This is a genomic window from Paracoccus aerodenitrificans (assembly GCF_027913215.1).
GTDB classification, from domain to species: domain Bacteria; phylum Pseudomonadota; class Alphaproteobacteria; order Rhodobacterales; family Rhodobacteraceae; genus Paracoccus; species Paracoccus aerodenitrificans.
The window spans coordinates 2,572,224-2,589,718 of the sequence record NZ_CP115784.1 but is presented as its reverse complement, the minus strand read 5'-3'; the positions used below and the strand labels follow the sequence as shown (position 1 = coordinate 2,589,718).

The following is a 17,495-nucleotide window of genomic DNA, read 5'->3' as shown; positions in this document are numbered from 1 at the left end:
GATGTTCAAATCTCTTGCAGGCATTGCCTTCGCTGTCGGCACATTATCCGGGGCGCAGCTTGCGGCAGCGACCGAGTATCGCATAGGCCTGATCACGCCGCCGCCGCATCAATGGACGGTGACCGCGAATGCAATTGCGGACGAATTGCGCGAGGCCACGGATGGCCGGATCGATCTGCTGATCTTCCCCAGCGGGCAGCTTGGGAATGAAGCGCAGATGTTACAGCAATTGCAGACCGGAGCGCTGGATTTCGCGTTCATGACGCTTGGTGAATTTGCCAATCGTGATCCCAATTACGGCATTTTCTTGGCTCCGTTCATTGCCGAAGACGTTCCGGCGGCAAGGAAGCTTCTGAGCGGAGAGACCGCGCAGGAATTGCTGGACGGCGTCGATAAATTCGGTCTTGAGGGCTTCGGCTATGCGATGGCCGGGCTGCGGCAGATCGTCATGCGTGACGAAGTGCAGAGCGTTTCGGACCTGTCGGGCAAGAAGATCCGCACCGTACCGCTTGCACCCGAGCTGGATTTCTGGACGGGCCTTGGTGCGACACCGACTCCGATGCCGTTGCCTGCCTTGTACGATGCGTTTGCAAATGGACAACTGGACGGGATGCAGATCGATTTCGAGGGCACCTGGAACAGCCAGTATTACGAACATGCCGGAAGCATCATCGAATCGAACCACATGATGTTCCCGATGATCGCTGTCGGCTCGGCCCGCAAATGGGCGGATATTCCTCCTGAAGATCAAAGCAAGATCAGCGAGGTCATGCAGCGGCATCTTGATGAGCTGATCGGGAAATACGCTGAAATCGACGCCGAATATCTTGAGAAGCTGCGCGGAACCGATGTCCCGGTCAAGACGGTGGATCGCAGTTTTTTCGGTGACAGCATCGACAGATGGTACGAAGAGTGGCGGACAAAGACCCCGCTTCTGCAACAATTGGAAGCCGAAGCCGCGCATGAATAGCCCGGTATGCGGCGTCAGCGTAGCCCGGCGCGTTCCGGCGGGAGCAATTCACGGCTGACAGCCCGGCGTCGCAATACGCGATGTCGGGCTTTTTGTAATAAAGTCGGGGTTTGAAAGAGGACCGCTAAAGACCCGCGATGAGTCCATGAATATTAATCAATATCAGTTAAATGCAGTTTTTCAGGCCTATTATGTGACTTTCCCGGGACGCTCGCCTATGATGCGCAGGCAGGGAGGTTTTGTTCCGTCCGGAACAGCCTCAGGGGCGGTACGCCCGACGCAAGAAAGAACAGGAAACGAAAGGACTTCCCATGAACATGGTGAAACCCGGACTGGCTCTTCTGGGCCTGATGGCGACCGCGCCAGCGGCATTTGCGCAAGAGGAATGCGGCAGCCTGACCATTGCCGAAATGAACTGGGCCTCGGCAGGGCTGGCGGCATGGATCGACAAAATCATTCTGGAAGAAGGCTATGGCTGTGAGGTCGAGCTGGTCACGGGCGATACGGTCCCGACCTTTACCTCGATGAATGAAAAGGCCGAGCCGGATGTCGCGCCTGAGCTGTGGGTGAACGCTGTGAAAGTGCCTCTGGATGCTGCCGTCGAAGAAGGTCGCATCATCATCGCCTCTGAGATCCTGACCGATGGCGGTGTTGAAGGCTTCTGGGTGCCGACATGGCTTGCGGAAGAACATGGTATCGTCACAATCGAGGATGCTCTGGCCCGTCCTGAACTTTTCCCGGGTGCCGAGGATGAAAGCCGTGGCGCTTTCTTCAGTTGCCCGTCGGGGTGGGCTTGCCAGATCATCACCGAGAACCAGACCGCCGCGCTTGGAATCGAGGATAAGGGCTTCGATCTGGTCGATCCCGGCTCGGCCGCGGGGCTGGACGGGTCGATTGCCCGCGCCTTCAACCGGGATGAGGGGTGGTTGGGTTATTACTGGGCACCGACCGCCATCCTTGGCAAATATGACATGACCCGGCTGGAACTGGGTGTCGAGCATGACAAGGAACGTTGGGATAGCTGCATCGTGGTCAATAACTGCCCCGACCCGGAACTGACCGAATGGCCACGCTCTGACGTTTTCACTGCTGTGACGAAAGAGTTTGCGGAATCCAACGCGATTACGATGGAGTATCTGCAAAAACGCGCATGGCCGAACGCGACAGTGAACGAGCTTCTGGCATGGATGGGCGATAATCAGGCAACGAATGAAGACGGTGCCTGGTATTTCCTTGAAAATTACGAAGATGTCTGGTCGGCGTGGCTGCCCGACGACATTGCCGGGAAAGTCGGCGACGCGATCTGATCCGGCTTTATCTTTCCGGCCCGGCAACCATGCCGGGCCGTTTCGCATTACTGTAAAAGCGAAACCGCAACAGCAAAAGTGGACATATGGATTTCGTAGATTTCCCATCCCTGAGCAGGACGACCCTGCGCGAAATGCGCATGGCAATCGACTCGGCTTTCCAGAGTTTCACCCGTGCCTATGGCGAAACTCTGGAAAACCTGTTTCATCCTATTCAGGTACTGCTCGTTTTCATCGAGGACCTGCTGATCGACAGTCCCTGGATTCTGGTGATGGCGGCGCTTGCCGCGCTTGTCTGGGCGCTCAGTCGAAGCTGGAAGATCGTTCTTGGCACGATTATCGCGCTGTTCCTGATCGGTCTGTTCGGTATGTGGGAAGACACGATGAGCACGATTGCGATGGTCGCTGTCTGTACGCTTATCGCGGTTATTCTTGGTATTCCCATAGGCATCCTCATGGCGCGCTCCGACAGGGCGAATGCGCTGATTACGCCGATCCTCGATATGATGCAGACGATGCCGAGCTTCGTCTATCTGATCCCGGTCGTGATGATTTTCGGACTGGGCAAGGTCCCGGGCGTGATCGCCGTGGTCATCTATGCCATCCCGCCGGTCATTCGTCTGACCAATCTGGGCATTCGCCAGGTTCCCGCGGATGTGCTGGAAGCCGCCGAGGCCTTTGGCTCTAATGGTCGCCAGAAGCTAAAGGATGTGCAGCTTCCGCTGGCTCTTCCGACGATCATGGCGGGCGTGAACCAGACGATTATGATGAGCCTTGCAATGGTGGTCGTGGCCTCGATGATCGGCGTGAAAGGCCTTGGCCAGCCGGTTCTGCAGGCGATCAATAATCAGTATTTCACGCTTGGTGTGATGAACGGTCTGGCAATCGTGGCGATTGCGATCATCTTCGATCGTTCGACTCAGGCCTATGGCAAACGGCTTCAACGCCATCTGGAGGCTGTGCATGGCTGAGGCAACGCATGATATCGATATCCGTAATCTCTACAAGATTTTCGGACCGAATGGCGCGACGCTTGTCGATGAGGTCAAGCGCGGCATGTCCAAGGAAGAGCTGAAGGCTGAACACGACCATGTGCTCGGCCTGAATGATATCAACCTGAATATTCCCGCAGGCAAAATACAGGTGGTGATGGGGCTGTCCGGGTCCGGGAAATCGACCCTGATCCGCCATATCAACCGGCTGATCGACCCGACAGCGGGGCAGGTTCTGTTCGACGGTCAGGATGTCGTCCAGATGTCCCAGTCGCAACTGCGCAATTTCCGGCGTGAGAAAACCGCGATGGTTTTCCAGAAATTTGCCCTGTTCCCGCACAGGACGGTTCTGGAGAACACGATTTACGGGCTGAGTATTCGCGGCGTCTCCAGAAAAGAAGCCGAAGAACGTGCGCGTCGCTGGATTTCCCGTGTCGGGCTGGACGGGTTTGAAAACAGCTATCCGAACCAGCTTTCCGGCGGGATGCAGCAGCGCGTCGGGTTGGCGCGGGCGCTGACCAATGATGCCGAGATCCTGCTGATGGATGAGGCATTCTCGGCGCTTGATCCCCTGATCCGGAACGATATGCAATCCGTGCTTCTGGATCTTCAGGAAGAACTGCACAAGACAATCGTATTCATCACACATGATCTGGATGAGGCTCTGTGCCTTGGCGACAAGATCGCCATTCTGCGCGACGGCAGCATCATCCAGCAGGGCACGGGTGAGCAGATCGTGCTTCGACCCAAGGATGATTATATCAGCAGCTTCGTCCGTGATGTGAACCGGGGCCATGTGATCAGCGTACGCACGATCATGAGGAAGGGTGAACGGGCCGACAGTCCCGTTACGCTGACCTCCTCGGCCCTGCTGGAGGAAGCGGCGCGGGCAATGACCGATGCCGGCACCAATATGGCGAATGTGGTCGATAAAGATGGCGGGCATCTGGGTAAAATCACCCTGTCGAAGACGGTCGCCGAGATGATTGCGCCGGATGACAATGAGGAACTGGCACCTGAGGCGCTGAGTGCGTGAAGCCCCTTGTTCGGGCGCGTAAGGTGGGGGGTGCGGTTGCTGCCCCGCACTGGATTTCCTTTGCCTGATGTAAAACTGCAACCTGCGCAGTATCTGAAATCTCTGATGCGCAATCCGTTGTCGTCATAAATTCTACATACTGTTCAAGCAGCTATGGCGTATGGTCGTCTCCGGGCGGCATGTTTCCCCTGATCATTGCATATTTTTATCCGGTGTATGCGGGAACTCTGTCATGAGTTCTTAGTTTTGGAACACATGCCCAACTAACAAATCTTAATGCCCCGGGGTGCAATGGCGACGACAGCATCAAGACAGGAAACAGGAGCCCATATTCTGGATGCTGCGGAAGAGTTATTTGCCGAACGTGGTTATTCGGCTGTTTCTCTCAGACAGATTGCCCGTCATGCCGGGGTGGTTGTCTCGAATGTTGCCTATCATCACGGTGACAAGATCGGGGTACTGACAGCAATCGGAGATCGTCACTTTGCGCCGATGAATGCACGTCGTCTTGAGTTGCTGGGCGAGGCTCGAAGGGTTCCCGCACGCAAGGATCGCTTGCGGGCAATTGTCCGCGCTTATCTTTTACCGGCGTTTTATTCCTCGCCTCAGCCCGGTTCCGATAGTGCAAGGTTTTCGCGAGTCCACGCCATGCTGTCAGCCGAGGGTGACTCGGCGGCGCAGCGCGTTTTCGCGAATGCTTTCGATGATACGATCGAAAAATTTGTCGACGCATTTGCGGATTGCCTGCCGGAAGCAAAGCGTTCGGATATCGTCTGGCGGACGCATTTTCTGCTGGGAGCGATGTTTTTCACTCTGATCAACCCGGATCGGGTTTCGAGACTGTCATCCCGCGAGATCGATATGCGCAATGAAGAAGCCGCGCTGACAGGCTTGGTTTCGGCAGGATATGACAGCCTGCTTGCATTGTCGCCGATAGACGTTGAAGAACGCTGATGCCTCGTAAATGCTGATTGTCACCACTTTGCTGTGCCTGGCCGAAATATAGCGTTACTTTATTAGTGATCGAAGATAGCTCTACTCGGAAAAACGGAATTCAGTGATTGTCGCTATACGTGTTTGCAATTTCGCTATGTCACCTCAAGCACCATGTGTGGCAGTTCGCTGATGCGGTGTATCCTCATTTTCACGAAGCAGGGATCAACCCGGAAACCCTGATCTGAATATCTGATCGACAACAGCACCGATTTCCTCTTTAATTCCGCGTAGTAAGGCGGAAAGTGTGTTTTTTGTTGTTGGACGGAGTGTGATGGTTGCCGCTGGTGTAAGATGCTGATCCATATCGGATATCATAAGACTGCCACTACGGTCTTGCAGGATCAGGTTTTCGCGAATCCGGATGGAGATTTCCTGCTTCCCCAAGGCGAACCGCGTCACGCATTGGTAGAACGATTCGTATCACCACAGCCAATGACATTCGATCTGGATGCAGTTCAGGCTCATTATCAGCCCTTGCGGGATGAGGCGAAAAAACAAGGTAAAATACCGGTTATTTCGCATGAGAGGTTTTCCGGATATCCGGCCTCGGGTGGCTTCGATGCGACCATTCTCGCAAGCAGGCTGCATCGCAGTTTTCCGGATGGGCGAATACTGATAATCGTGCGTGAGCAGCTTGCCAGCATTTTCTCAATGTATTCGCAATATATCACGGATGGCGGCCATATGTCACTGCGCAACTACCTCAGCCCGCGTGAGCCGTTCCTGAAACGTCGCCCCGGTTTCTCTGAGGAATTTTACCGTTATCATCGACTGGTCGCGCATTATCGCAAGCTGTTCGGTGAAAATCGTGTGCTATGCATGCCCTATGAACTTCTTGTCCGCGACCGTGAAACATTTTTCTCAGCGCTGTTTTCCTTCGTTGGCCGGGATCCTTTCCCGGTTGATCCAAAGGCGCAGAATGTCCGCAGGCCCGCGCTGTTTCAGATCTGCCAGCGTGTCGTTAACAGCCAGTTCAGCGCGAATGAGTTGAGCCATTATTATCTGGTCCCGCTTGGGCAGTTCCGGCGTCGTTTCGGCAGCATGGCGAAATATGTGCCGACGCGGCTGACCCGGCCCATAGATACGCGGCTTGAAAGGCGGATGCGCAGCCTGCTTGCGAGCAAGTTCGGCGAAGCATTTGCGCAATCAAATGGTGAGCTTTCGCAGATGATCGGCATTGACCTGTCCCGCTATGGCTATCAGATGCCTCAGAATTTTAACCTTGCCAGTGAGATAAGTGAAAAATACATCTCCATCTCGGCGTAGCCTTTGTTAGTGTCGGGTGGGTCGGCAGTGTTGTCGCTTCGGAAAAAATGTTGTGCCGAGTTGGAACTGATAGGTATGTTATGAATGTTGTTGTTGCCGGGTTTTATCGTTCCGGTTTGTCCTGCTTTACTTCCTGCGAAGAAAGCATCCTCGTCGCCCTCAGTATTTCATCAGAGGATTTTCCGGCGCGTACCGGCAAGGATTCTGCTGACTCGATCCTGACAGCGTTTTCATGTGATATGCAGGCTGAAAATTGCGGAGGAACTCTATGAAGGTTCTTGTCACAGGTGCCGCGGGTTTCATCGGCTATCATCTTTCCGAACTGCTTCTGGCGGAAGGCCATGAGGTTATCGGGCTGGACAGCCATAATGATTACTATGACCCGGCGCTGAAGGCTGCGCGGGAGGCGCGGCTGAAAACGCAGCCGGGCTATCGGGGTATCCGGGGCTGGGTGGAGGATCCCGGGCTCCTCATGGATATTTTCGCTGCCGAGCGTCCGGATGCGGTCGTCCATCTGGCGGCGCAGGCGGGAGTCCGATACTCGATCCAGAATCCCCGCGCCTATGCCGAAGCGAATCTCCTTGGATGTTTCGAGCTTCTGGAAGCTGCGCGGGCACATACGCCAAAGCATTTGCTTATCGCTTCGACCAGCTCTGTCTACGGCGCGAATACCGAAATGCCGTATCGTGAAACCGATAAGGTCGACACCCAGATGTCCTTCTATGCGGCGACGAAGAAATCGAGTGAGGTGATGGCTCACAGCTATGCGCATTTATTCGATATTCCGACGACGATGTTCCGGTTCTTCACCGTATACGGGCCGTGGGGTAGGCCAGATATGGCGCCTCATCTGTTCACCAGCGCAATCTTCGAGGGCCGCCCGATCAAGGTTTTCAATTATGGCGAAATGCGCCGTGATTTTACCTATGTCACCGACCTCGTCCGCGCGATCCGGCTGCTGATCGAAGCAGCACCGGAACGTCCGGACGGCCCGGATCAGATCGCTGCCGATGACAGCCTGTCTCCGGTTGCGCCGTGGCGCGTGGTGAATATCGGCAATGGTGAAGCGGTTCAGCTTATGGAGTTCATCGCGGAAATCGAAGCTGCCTCGGGTCGTGAGGCCACAAAAAACATGATGCCGATACAGCCCGGCGATGTGCCCGCGACCTGGGCGGATACCGCACTGCTGCGCCGGCTTACCGGATATGCGCCGGAAACCTCGGTGCGTGAGGGGGTGCGGGCTTATGTCGACTGGTTCCGCGATTACTACAAGGTTGCGGATTAATGACGGACCGCGCTGTTATCCCGGTCCTGATTTCGTCGGCCGGACGGCGGGGCGCTTTGGTCAAATTGTTCCGGCAGGCTGGTGGAGATACCAGCCGGGTGGTTGTACATGGCTGTGACATGAGGCCCGAACTGTCCTCTGCCTGCCTGCTTGCCGATCATACCCATCAGGTGCCACGCTGCTCTGATCCGGGGTTTATCGACCGGATTGAGGAAATCGTCCGACAGAATGCTATTCGCCTGATCGTACCGACCATTGATACGGAGCTTGCCGTCTATGCGCAGGCTGCGGGTCGGCTGGAAGCTGCAGGTGCGCGTGTCCATGTATCGCCGCCCGATGTGATCCGGGTTGCACGTGACAAGATGCGCACGATGAAGGTTCTGGCGGCCTCCGGTGTCGACGTGCCTCCGACATGCTCTGAGGCGGAGTTGCGGGGCAACCCCTCAGCGCTCGGCTGGCCGGTCTTTGGTAAACCGGTCGGGGGCAGTGCCAGCCGGGGGCTTGGGATCTATCGCAGTGAGCGCGATCTGCCTGACTCCTTCCCAGAGCCGATGATGTTCCAGCCGGTTCTGTCCGGGCCGGAATATACGGTGAATATCTTTATAGATGCCTCAGGTGCGCTGCGCTGCGCGGTCCCGCATCTGCGCATCCAGATCCGGGCTGGTGAGGTAGAAAAGGGCCGCACCGTCCGCAAGGAATCCCTGCGCCTCCTTGCCGAGTCGGTACAGGCTGCGTTGCCAGATGCCCGCGGAGTGCTATGTTTTCAAGTCATCGACGATCCGCAAAGAGGCCCTAAGATCATTGAGATCAACGCCCGCTTTGGCGGAGGCTATCCGCTTGCGCACCATGCGGGAGGGCGTTTCGCCGACTGGCTGATAGAAGAACTGACCGGGCAGGTTTCGACGGCAAATGATGACTGGCGCGATGCTGTGACCATGCTAAGATATGATGATGCCGTCTTCGCCGGCTGACAAAATCGTCTTTGATCTGGACGACACGCTGTATCTTGAGCGTGACTTCGCATTCAGTGGGTTTGAGGCGGTCGGTCAGCATGTGCTGACTCGGCATGGCGTAGGAGGATTCGCCGAAATATGCCGCGATCTTTTCGATACCGCGCATCGCCAGGCGGTCTTCGGTGAGGCTCTGCGGCATTGCAGATTGAGCGCGTCTCAGGATATCGGTGAACTGATCGAGATTTACCGGTATCACTCTCCGCAGATCGCGCTTTGCGATGATACGACGCGCTATCTATCTGGAAAAGGAGCGATTTTCGGGCTGATCACGGATGGGCCAGAAAAGATGCAGCGTAACAAGATTGCTGCTCTCGGTCTTCAGGCGTCATGTGATCAGATTATTCCGACAGGGCGATGGGGACATGGTTTTGGTAAACCGCATCCGCGTGCATATGAGATCATATCGGGCGCGTCAGCAGGTCGCCGCTATGTCTACGTGGCGGACAATGCCGCAAAGGATTTCGTGACGCCGAAACGCATGGGGTGGGCAACGATACAGATCCTCCGTACGGATCGTGTCCATAGCGGCGCTGCACCGGACCCGGAACATCAGGCGGATCGCGTCATCACATCTCTAGATCAGCTTGATGAAGCGCTTGAGTCGATCTGACGCCGCTGAGAGGTAATTTCCCCCGAGATTGCCTGCTCGAACAGTGCATCCCACTGTGCCATGACGCTATCCGGAGATAATCTGGCCGCCATCACATCCGCTGAGGCAGACAGTCTGGCACGCAGCTTTGCATCGTGGGCAAGGCGTTGCATCGCATCTATCATCGCGGCCTCGTCTCCATCGGGTATAAGCATCCCGTTCCCGCCGTCGATCACCATATCCGATACGCCGAACGGGCAGTCGAAGGCGATGACTGGCAGCCCCGAACTGGTCGCTTCGGCCAGAACATTGCTGAAACCTTCATATCTTGAACTGAGGACCAGCACATCTCCTGCTGACATCCATTCCTGCGGCGTATGCGCGAGCCCGGCCAGCCTGACGCGATCCTCCAGACCCATCTCACGGATCATTGCGGTAAGCGTATCCCGTTCCTGTCCTTCCCCGAAAATCTCAAGCTGAGCCCTCATCCGTAAAGGAAGTGCTGCGAAAGCCCTTATCAGTCTATCGAAGCCCTTCTGATGATCCAGCCGACCGACCCCGACGAAGCGACAGATATCCGAGGCGGGGGCGGGCGGGAATTCGACTGGATGGCACGGATTCGGAATGATCGCGGCCCGCTTTCGTTGCGCTTTCGGAAGCATTCCTGCCGCTGCTTTGGTCTGCATTGCGATCCCCGCCGCCTGCGGTGCCAGGCGGTTCTGAAGTCGTGACCAGAACCCGGCCGACTGGATCTGTGGGTTATTTCGTTCGGATATTACAACCGGGATCCCGGTTCCGGCAGAGGCCAGAAGCGTCAGGCAATTCACCTTTGTTAGAAAACTGACGATAAGATCCGGTCGCAGCTCTCGGACCAGGCTGCGAATGGCAACCCCACGGCGAAGATGCAGGCGGACCCCACGCGGAGCATTTTCGGCCAGTACATGCAGCTTTACGCCATCCGGATAGGCAAAGAATGATCCAGTTTCGGGCATCATCATCGCGGCAACATGCACCTCATCACCAAATTCATGCCGATGCGAGGCGATCCCCGCCATGACTTTCTCTGCCCCTCCGGCACCGAAGCCGCCTTGAATGAAAAGGATCTTCACGGCCCAGCTCCGATACAACAGGGGTTGCCGAGAAGCGCAGGTACCGAATGGCCCATCATCGGCGCAATCATGTTTCTTATCATCTAGGAAACCGTGTCGCTGAACCTTGCAATTTCATCGGTTTGTTCTGGTACCCGCTCTAGCCCCATTTCGGTCAGCAGCAGGCGGTTGATCATGTGAACATTGTTATTTCTGCAGATGCGTTTCCGCGCCTGAGCGCCGAGCTTTCCGATCAGCACAGGCTCTCGGATGAAACGCCGCATCGCGTCGGCCAGAGCACTTGGGTTATTCTGCGGTACTACGAGACCGCCATCTTGGTCTCCCACAGTTTCACCGCAGCCGGGCGCATCGGTGGTGATAACCGGCCGACCAGAGGCCATTGCTTCGAGAATGGTCCGGGGAATGCCCTCTCGCAGCCTTGTCGGCAGTACGAAGACATGGCTGCGGGAGAAGTAGGGACGGACATCCCGTGTCGGGGTGTGATAAACGACCTCTCCCCTGTCATGCCATTTTTTCAGCGTTTCTTTGTCAATGGCATCCGGATTACTATCGGTGGGACCCAGAAGCTCCAGGCGGAACTCATGCCCTTCCACCCTCAGAATGCGGGCGGCTTCGATCAGATCATCGAGTCCTTTGCTTCTTAGCATCCGGGCCACGAACAGAAAGACAGGAGGCCCCTTGGGAAACGGCGAGGGCGTGAAACTGTTCGTATCCACGCCTGTTCCCGGTACCGCCACCATTCGCGCCTGTTCTGGAATCATCCTGAAGCGGCGCAGATCGCTCAGATCGGCGCAATTGTAATAGAACCCGAGCCGTATTGCACGAAGTGCATGCCGGTGCAATTGCACGGCTATTCGGCGGACCAGTTTTCGTTTCCCGGTCGGGTTCGGCTCTGAAAATGCATAACCGAGACCGGTAAACAGCGGATAGCAGCGCGTCTGCTTTTCAAGACGTGCGGCGAGGCTTCCGTAAATGATCGGCTTCATCGTATAGGGCAAGATTATATCGGGTTTTTCCCGCCTGATAAGGTTGCGCAGCGCCCGAAGTGTCTGAATATCGTGAATCGGATTCAGGCCGGTGCGTTTGATCGGGACGGTTATCGGCTCGATCCCTTCGGTGCGTAAAGTCGCCTCGGTTTCGGGGTCGAAATCGGGCGCTGCTGCCAGAACTCGGTGGCCATTGGTACGCACCCTGCGCATCAGATCCAGCCGGAAATTAACAAGAGACCAGCCAAGTCCTGCGATAACCAGAACCGTCGCAGGCGCAGCCGCCGCACCAGCAGGCGCGGCAGCGTGGGGATGAGAGCCATCATCGGGGCTCATGCGAAGATCCTGTCATTGTTGGCCTTTGTCGCTCGTAGGTCCGTCGCTGACTGTCGTTCGGCTGAGCTTTCACTGGATTTCTTCGGGAAAGGGCGTATGTCGCTTTCGCGATTTCCCGCAAAGCCCGGCACGAGATCGGCAAGCCCGCAACGCAGTGTTGCTTCGTCACCGCAGCGGGCGGACTGTTCCAGCCGCAGGATCGCGGCACGCAGCCGCGACATTGGCACTGGGTTCGGAATGGCGCAGCTTACACCAGAAAAACCAGCCGGCTGAATTTTCTCGTTGCGGTCGAAAAGCTCTTCGAACAGCTTCTCACCCGGGCGAATGCCGATGAACTCAATCTTGATGTCTTCGCCGGGGGTCTTTCCTGCCATGCAGATCATGCGCTCGGCCATATCGACGATCCGGACCGGTTTGCCCATGTCCAGAACAAAGATTCTTCCATTATCGTCTTTCGCCCGCAGCCCCTGAGCCGCCGCGACCAGAGTCAGCTCAACAGCTTCGCGGATGGTCATGAAATAGCGCTCCATATCCGGGTGGGTCACGGTCAGAGGCCCACCACGACCGATCTGTTCCTGAAACAGAGGGATCAGTGAGCCGGAGGAGCCGAGAACGTTCCCGAACCGCACTGCGAAGAAGCGCGTATCATTGCCAAGGTCTCGCGTGATCAGATCCTGAGCCTGGCAATAGAACTCGGCGACTCGCTTGGTTGCGCCCATGATATTGGTCGTGTTCACTGCCTTGTCGGTCGAGACCTGCACGAAGGCTTTGACCCCGACAGAGCGTGCCGCGTCGCATACATTCCGTGTGCCGATAATATTGGTCAGAACGCCCTCACAGGGATTCGCTTCAACCAGCGGGACATGCTTCAGGGCGGCGGCATTGAACACCATGTCGGGCTGGTGTTCTTCGAAGATCGCCTGAAGATGGACGCGGTCGCGGATGCAGCACAGATGCAGCTTCCGAGGCACATTCGGGAAATGCCGCGCAAGGATACGGTCAACCTGATAGGCGTTATACTCGCTGTTTTCGATCAGGACGATCAGTTCCGGGTCCAGCGAGGCAATTTGCCGGACAAGTTCGCTGCCGATCGAGCCACCTGCACCGGTCACCAGCACTTTCTGCCCGCGATAGGTTTCGCGGAGCAACTTCAGTTCGACGCTTTTCTGCGGACGGGTCAGCACATCTTCGGGATCGATGCTGGCGGCGTCGCCATTTCCCGGATAATGGGGCTGCACATCGGTCAGATGTGGCAGAGACCGTATCCTGATACCCTGCGCTTCGGCCCAGCTTCGCAAATGGGCGATGCCTTCGCTGTCGAAATGGGTCACCGCTTCAGTCAGCAACAGGCTGCGAGGCAACTGATCCAGACGCATCAGCCGGTCAACGATTGCCTGCGGATTGCGTACAGAGCCAAGGATCGGGACATTATAGAAGAGCAGGTCGGTACTATCGGCAGAATCGTCGATAATGCCCAATACCTTGTATTTCGACAGGCCCTGATGGACGGCACGCATAAACAGATCGCTGGTTGCCCCCAACCCGATCAGGATGACAGCTTCCCGGTCAGCGGCCATGGGTTGTGCCCGGCGGCGTGCCTCACGCGCACAGGCCAGCACCCGCACGCCGATAAACATGGTCAGTAGCAACAAGAACTGGATTGGGAAGGTTGTCATCGGCAACTCTGGCAGCCAGTTCAGACCACGGGCCGTAAGCATGCAACCGATAACGGCGACCGCTGTGCCCGGGACCAACCCCGCAAGCCCGGGGACGCTCGCAGAGTGGCGATGGCGGCGATAAAATCCGGCGAGGATCAGCACCGGCATGATGACCAGTAGAGATAACAGGATAAAGGGCAGAAGCACGCCCCGCTCAACCGCGCTGAAATGTGGCCCGCAGGCCAGAACGACAGCAACGGAGGAGGCAAACACAGCCGATACGATATCCGCCGAAAGCAACTTTCGGTTTGCGCGTAATTCGGTTTTGCGAGGCCTCAATATGCGAGGTTGAAAATCGGTGGTTCTGTGAAGCTGCGACGCGTTTACATTCATAATCATTACCCACATTGGCTTTTCGTACCATTTTGAAAGCCAGTCCCAGACAACAAAGACGAGTTATCTTCCTGCAGCTATGATGCCATGTTCGGTGAAAAATAAACCCCTCATTTTGAATGGGGTTAGGAAAAACAGATCAGTCCATAATATTGTAAAGGTTAACGTTATATAATTGATTTTATAAGTGCTTTACAGAAACTTACCTATTGTGTGGATTGTTATTAACCTTAATAATCGCAACTTATGCGGGTGGTGGTACAATATTGCTTGCGCGGAGTTGCGCAAAGGTAAAAATTTTAACCAAAAATGGATTGCGAAACCAATTGAGTTGCGATTACTCCGATTCGGTTCGCTTTGATCCGGCACTGATCCAGCCTTGGAAATCAACTCCTGTAAGTATCCGGAGGGTTTCAATCTGCGGGCGATAAAAATCAGCTAACTCAGCTTTCAGGACAGGATCGAAAGACGGATAATATTGCGGCTTTGCTACGAGGTCACGCACCCGTGAGATTGCAGAAGTGTGCCGGATCGGATCCAATACAGGGCGGAGCGGAGTAAGGATACGCCGCATAGGACGTGGTACGGCTTTTGCCTTGGCATCCTTCACCCTTTCGGAAATCGGCGGCGCAAATTGCTCTGACAGTTTCAGATGCTGTCTCATACTGTCAAGTTGGCCAACCGCGTCGCGAGATATGTCTTCATAGCGAAGGACCAGTATCTGTTCACGGCTGAACAAATCGTAGAACCGCTGAAGATGCTCGGCATAAAGACCGTCATTCAGGAAGCGCTCATTGGCTGCTCGGTCGGGATCGAGATGACGGCGGATATTGTCGTCGACCTCCCCCCGGCGAAACAGCATTGCGTAATCCGAATAGGCACGCGCTACCGGGTCACGAAGCTGGAAAATCAGCCGAACTTCCGGGATATGCCGGTGAATCCGCGCGGCTGCCGCAGGCATGGTCAGATAACTGTTGGACTTTTCGCCACGCAGCGCATCTTTGGGCGCTTCGGCAAATTCCGCATGATAATATTCCATTCCGCGCTGATAATTACGGGCGAAGAAATGGGGCTCATGATCGGGCATGAAGATTGTGCGGGATTGCTGCAGTGACTGCTGAAGCCAGGTGGTTGCGGATTTTGCTGCACCGGCGATGATGAAGCTGGGCAGAGGCGTGGAGTTTGTCATTCCTGGACTTCCTGAGAGGTTTCCGGCATTGTAGGGACCGTGATCTGCAAGGTGTCGCCGGGCTGCAGTTCTGTGTTTGGACCGATCACCAGCGCCTCCGCGCCCCTGATCAGCGTATAACGGGGCTCGGTTTGTACAGGCCCTTCGGAAGATTGTTGCGGTGCAGGCGTGCCGGTCACGGCCAGATATTGTTCACGCGCCGCATTCGCTTCTATCTCTGCGGCTGATATTTCCGCTTCCAGCTCTACGAGCCGGCGCAGCCGCTCAGCTATAGCATCGGCTGTAATCGTACTGCCGTCGCGCTGAGCCTGATTCAACTGTTCATCCAGCAGCAGCAAAGCAGTTTCCAGTTCCAGCCGCTGTGCCTCAAAATCGCTGAGCTGCGTCGACAGGGACGTCACCCGCGCATTCACCGCGAGTCCTCGTTCGTTGAGCGACTCGACCCCCGCAAGTTCTTCCCGGGTGCGGGCGATCTGCCGGTCTCGCAGTTCAAGCTGCTGGTTTAGACGTTCGGCGCGTTCCTGCAGAACGTTTTGCAGATCCACGGTGCTTTCAAGCCGCACTTGACGTGCCATCGCATCAGCATTCTGCAAACGGCTTTGAAAATCCTGAGGCCGAGATGTGTTATCGGGCTGAACGTTACCGGATTCCAACTCCCCAAGCTCTTGCCGGATCCGGGTCTGTTCGGCCCGCAACCAGCGCAAACTGCTTTCAGCCGAAGTCACTTCGCCCGACAGCATGATGCCGCGCAGCATATCTGTGCCGGTCTGAACGCGGTAAACCCCTCCGGCACGGGCAAGAGCATGCCGGGCGGTCAGGCCGGGATGGAATTCAACCGCACCGCGCGTTTCCACCATGCCCAAAACATAGACCGGCAGACTGGATATCAGTTCCACCGAAAGCTGCGGAGGCTCCGCCAGACCTGCGCGACGCCGGAGAAGGTCGGAAACTGCCGTGATCAGTTCGGCCTGCGTCATCCCCATCGCTGAAATTGTACCTGCCAGAGGCAGATGCAGATCGCCTTCCGGGCTGAGACTGTACTCACCGGAAAGATCCTGCCAGCCGGTGAGGTTATTCTGGCCATAATCCCAAGTCAGTACCCGGATCATTAACCGGTCTTGGGCGTGAAGGCGGTAAGGTTCCGCAGCAAGTGGCTGAGGCATCACGAATGACAATAACATCGCTGCCGCCGACAGCACCCGTCGCCAGTGGTTAATAAGATGGGCGGCAGCCGGAGCAGTGTTACGAGGTTTGGACATTATTCGTCACCTGCAAGCGCTGCCAGCCATGTTTCTACAGTCGTCATCCCGTCGCCGTCCGGGTCTGCCCAAGGATCGTCCTTTCGGTCGGGGTCGAGCCCCTCTGTCGCTGCCTCCCACTCATCGGGCAGCAGATCGCCATCCCGGTCTGGATCCGGTTCGAACCCGCCAATATCGGTCCAGCCGCCAACATCCTCAGGGCTGTCAATGACGTGCCCGCGGCAATTGGCCAGATCGCCAAGGACTTTCTTATCCAGCTCATCCCGGTGACGGCGATCCGGAAGTGCGTCACCTGCCGTAGCGGGTATACGCTCCATTAACCAGCCGACTGGCATCGGATCGACCGTCAGGGCAAATCGGGTTGAGGTTTGAAAATCGGCCATCGCTGGATCTATGATTGCAATCTCTCGCTCTTCCTTACAGGATCGCGCCTCGTTCCCCTCGGCCCAGACGGAAATCGGGTTGCCATCTGTCCAGTCGAATAACTCAACCGCCGCGCCCGCACGGGCTGAGGTTGATGGCCCCGCGATCGCCACATTGCCAATATAGGCGATGCGTGTTTCGCCGATGAGATCGTAAAACTCGCCAAACTGGCTGATCGGATCGTAGAAGATATTATTAATGACCTCGACCGGGCCGGCAGAAGTGGCTTTGATATCGGGGTTGCGGTCGCGGTGATGTGCGAAGATGTTGCGCAGCAGGCTGATTCGCCCGCATTCATTCATCTTGCCCTCATCCGAGCAGATCAGCGCGCCCTTCGAATGCTTACCCTCCGGGTGGTTTGAATTATCCAGACTATAGGCAAGAATGCTGTCGGCAAGCGTGATATCCACGGCTTCGCCGCCCGAGACATGGATGTTGAACGTCTCATCCGAGGCGAACATCATAGACAGATTGCCCAGATAGAGACGCGAGGCATTTTCAACCGTCAGCGCGTCGATCGCGGGGCTTTCCTCTGATCCCGGCCCGGGGCGCAGTTTCAGGAAACGCGCAACGACATCGCTGGCATTCTTGATGATGAGTGGCCCATGCGTCGCATCGCGCATCCTTAACTGGATGCCATAGCCGGGGGCTGTCTGACCGGCGATGTAAAGATCAGAGCGGGCCATCA

The 17,495-nt window shown here is 56.3% G+C and carries 17 protein-coding genes; 10 read left to right on the top strand and 7 right to left on the bottom strand.

The window, feature by feature from the left end; genetic code table 11:
* Position 1: 1 nt before the first annotated feature.
* The 5 genes from PAE61_RS14095 (at position 2) to PAE61_RS14075 (ending at position 5,259) form a co-directional block, all read left to right on the top strand.
* On the top strand, positions 2–970 hold the full coding sequence (locus PAE61_RS14095) for a TRAP transporter substrate-binding protein (RefSeq protein WP_271113008.1): 969 nt from the start codon (positions 2–4) through the stop codon (positions 968–970).
* A 311-nt stretch (positions 971–1,281) separates the two neighbouring features.
* Positions 1,282–2,277: an ABC transporter substrate-binding protein gene (locus tag PAE61_RS14090; protein ID WP_271113007.1), complete on the top strand. Its 996-nt coding sequence runs from the start codon at positions 1,282–1,284 to the stop codon at positions 2,275–2,277.
* An 86-nt stretch (positions 2,278–2,363) separates the two neighbouring features.
* On the top strand, positions 2,364–3,248 hold the full coding sequence (locus PAE61_RS14085) for an ABC transporter permease (protein ID WP_271113006.1): 885 nt from the start codon (positions 2,364–2,366) through the stop codon (positions 3,246–3,248).
* On the top strand, positions 3,241–4,305 hold the full coding sequence (locus PAE61_RS14080) for a quaternary amine ABC transporter ATP-binding protein (protein WP_271113005.1): 1,065 nt from the start codon (positions 3,241–3,243) through the stop codon (positions 4,303–4,305). The genes PAE61_RS14085 and PAE61_RS14080 overlap by 8 nt, the downstream gene beginning before the upstream one ends.
* Before the next feature lie 291 nt (positions 4,306–4,596).
* The gene (locus tag PAE61_RS14075) at positions 4,597–5,259 is read left to right on the top strand and encodes a TetR/AcrR family transcriptional regulator (RefSeq protein WP_271113004.1); all 663 of its coding nucleotides are present in this window, start codon (positions 4,597–4,599) and stop codon (positions 5,257–5,259) included.
* A 204-nt stretch (positions 5,260–5,463) separates the two neighbouring features.
* Here PAE61_RS14075 and PAE61_RS14070 read toward each other — a convergent pair whose 3' ends face one another.
* On the bottom strand, positions 5,464–5,604 hold the full coding sequence (locus PAE61_RS14070; RefSeq protein ID WP_271113003.1) for a hypothetical protein: 141 nt from the start codon (positions 5,602–5,604) through the stop codon (positions 5,464–5,466).
* A gap of 129 nt (positions 5,605–5,733) precedes the next feature.
* On the opposite strand from PAE61_RS14070, the gene PAE61_RS14065 reads away from it, so the two are divergent.
* The 5 genes from PAE61_RS14065 (at position 5,734) to PAE61_RS14045 (ending at position 9,475) form a co-directional block, all read left to right on the top strand.
* Positions 5,734–6,567 carry a sulfotransferase gene (locus PAE61_RS14065; protein ID WP_271113002.1) on the top strand — a complete coding sequence of 278 codons (834 nt, stop codon included), beginning with the start codon at positions 5,734–5,736 and terminating at the stop codon, positions 6,565–6,567.
* Between the two features lie 80 nt (positions 6,568–6,647).
* The gene (locus PAE61_RS14060; RefSeq protein ID WP_271113001.1) at positions 6,648–6,839 is read left to right on the top strand and encodes a hypothetical protein; all 192 of its coding nucleotides are present in this window, start codon (positions 6,648–6,650) and stop codon (positions 6,837–6,839) included.
* Complete coding sequence (locus PAE61_RS14055; protein ID WP_271113000.1) at positions 6,836–7,852, top strand: GDP-mannose 4,6-dehydratase; 1,017 nt, start codon at positions 6,836–6,838, stop codon at positions 7,850–7,852. Before PAE61_RS14060 ends, PAE61_RS14055 begins: the two co-directional genes overlap by 4 nt.
* Entirely contained in the window at positions 7,852–8,823 is a 972-nt protein-coding gene (locus PAE61_RS14050; RefSeq protein ID WP_271112999.1) for an ATP-grasp domain-containing protein, read from the top strand. The genes PAE61_RS14055 and PAE61_RS14050 overlap by 1 nt, the downstream gene beginning before the upstream one ends.
* Complete coding sequence (locus tag PAE61_RS14045) at positions 8,804–9,475, top strand: HAD family hydrolase (protein ID WP_271112998.1); 672 nt, start codon at positions 8,804–8,806, stop codon at positions 9,473–9,475. Before PAE61_RS14050 ends, PAE61_RS14045 begins: the two co-directional genes overlap by 20 nt.
* On the opposite strand, the gene PAE61_RS14040 is transcribed toward PAE61_RS14045, so the two are convergent.
* The 6 genes from PAE61_RS14040 to PAE61_RS14015 all read right to left on the bottom strand — a co-directional run bounded on the left by PAE61_RS14040 (position 9,445) and on the right by PAE61_RS14015 (position 17,493).
* The gene (locus PAE61_RS14040) at positions 9,445–10,563 is read right to left on the bottom strand and encodes a glycosyltransferase family 4 protein (RefSeq protein WP_271112997.1); all 1,119 of its coding nucleotides are present in this window, start codon (positions 10,561–10,563) and stop codon (positions 9,445–9,447) included. The two genes, PAE61_RS14045 and PAE61_RS14040, sit on opposite strands and share 31 nt — an antisense overlap.
* 83 nt (positions 10,564–10,646) lie before the next feature.
* Positions 10,647–11,885, bottom strand: coding sequence for a glycosyltransferase family 4 protein (locus PAE61_RS14035; protein ID WP_271112996.1), 1,239 nt, complete (start codon positions 11,883–11,885; stop codon positions 10,647–10,649).
* Positions 11,882–13,561, bottom strand: a complete 1,680-nt coding sequence (locus tag PAE61_RS14030) for a polysaccharide biosynthesis protein (protein ID WP_271112995.1) — start codon at positions 13,559–13,561, stop codon at positions 11,882–11,884. The genes PAE61_RS14035 and PAE61_RS14030 overlap by 4 nt, the downstream gene beginning before the upstream one ends.
* Before the next feature lie 712 nt (positions 13,562–14,273).
* The gene (locus PAE61_RS14025; protein ID WP_271112994.1) at positions 14,274–15,125 is read right to left on the bottom strand and encodes a sulfotransferase domain-containing protein; all 852 of its coding nucleotides are present in this window, start codon (positions 15,123–15,125) and stop codon (positions 14,274–14,276) included.
* A complete protein-coding gene (locus PAE61_RS14020; protein WP_271115165.1) occupies positions 15,122–16,288 on the bottom strand; it encodes a polysaccharide biosynthesis/export family protein in 1,167 nt (388 codons plus the stop codon). Before PAE61_RS14020 ends, PAE61_RS14025 begins: the two co-directional genes overlap by 4 nt.
* A 95-nt stretch (positions 16,289–16,383) precedes the next feature.
* Positions 16,384–17,493, bottom strand: coding sequence for a hypothetical protein (locus PAE61_RS14015; RefSeq protein WP_271112993.1), 1,110 nt, complete (start codon positions 17,491–17,493; stop codon positions 16,384–16,386).
* Positions 17,494–17,495 lie beyond the last annotated feature (2 nt).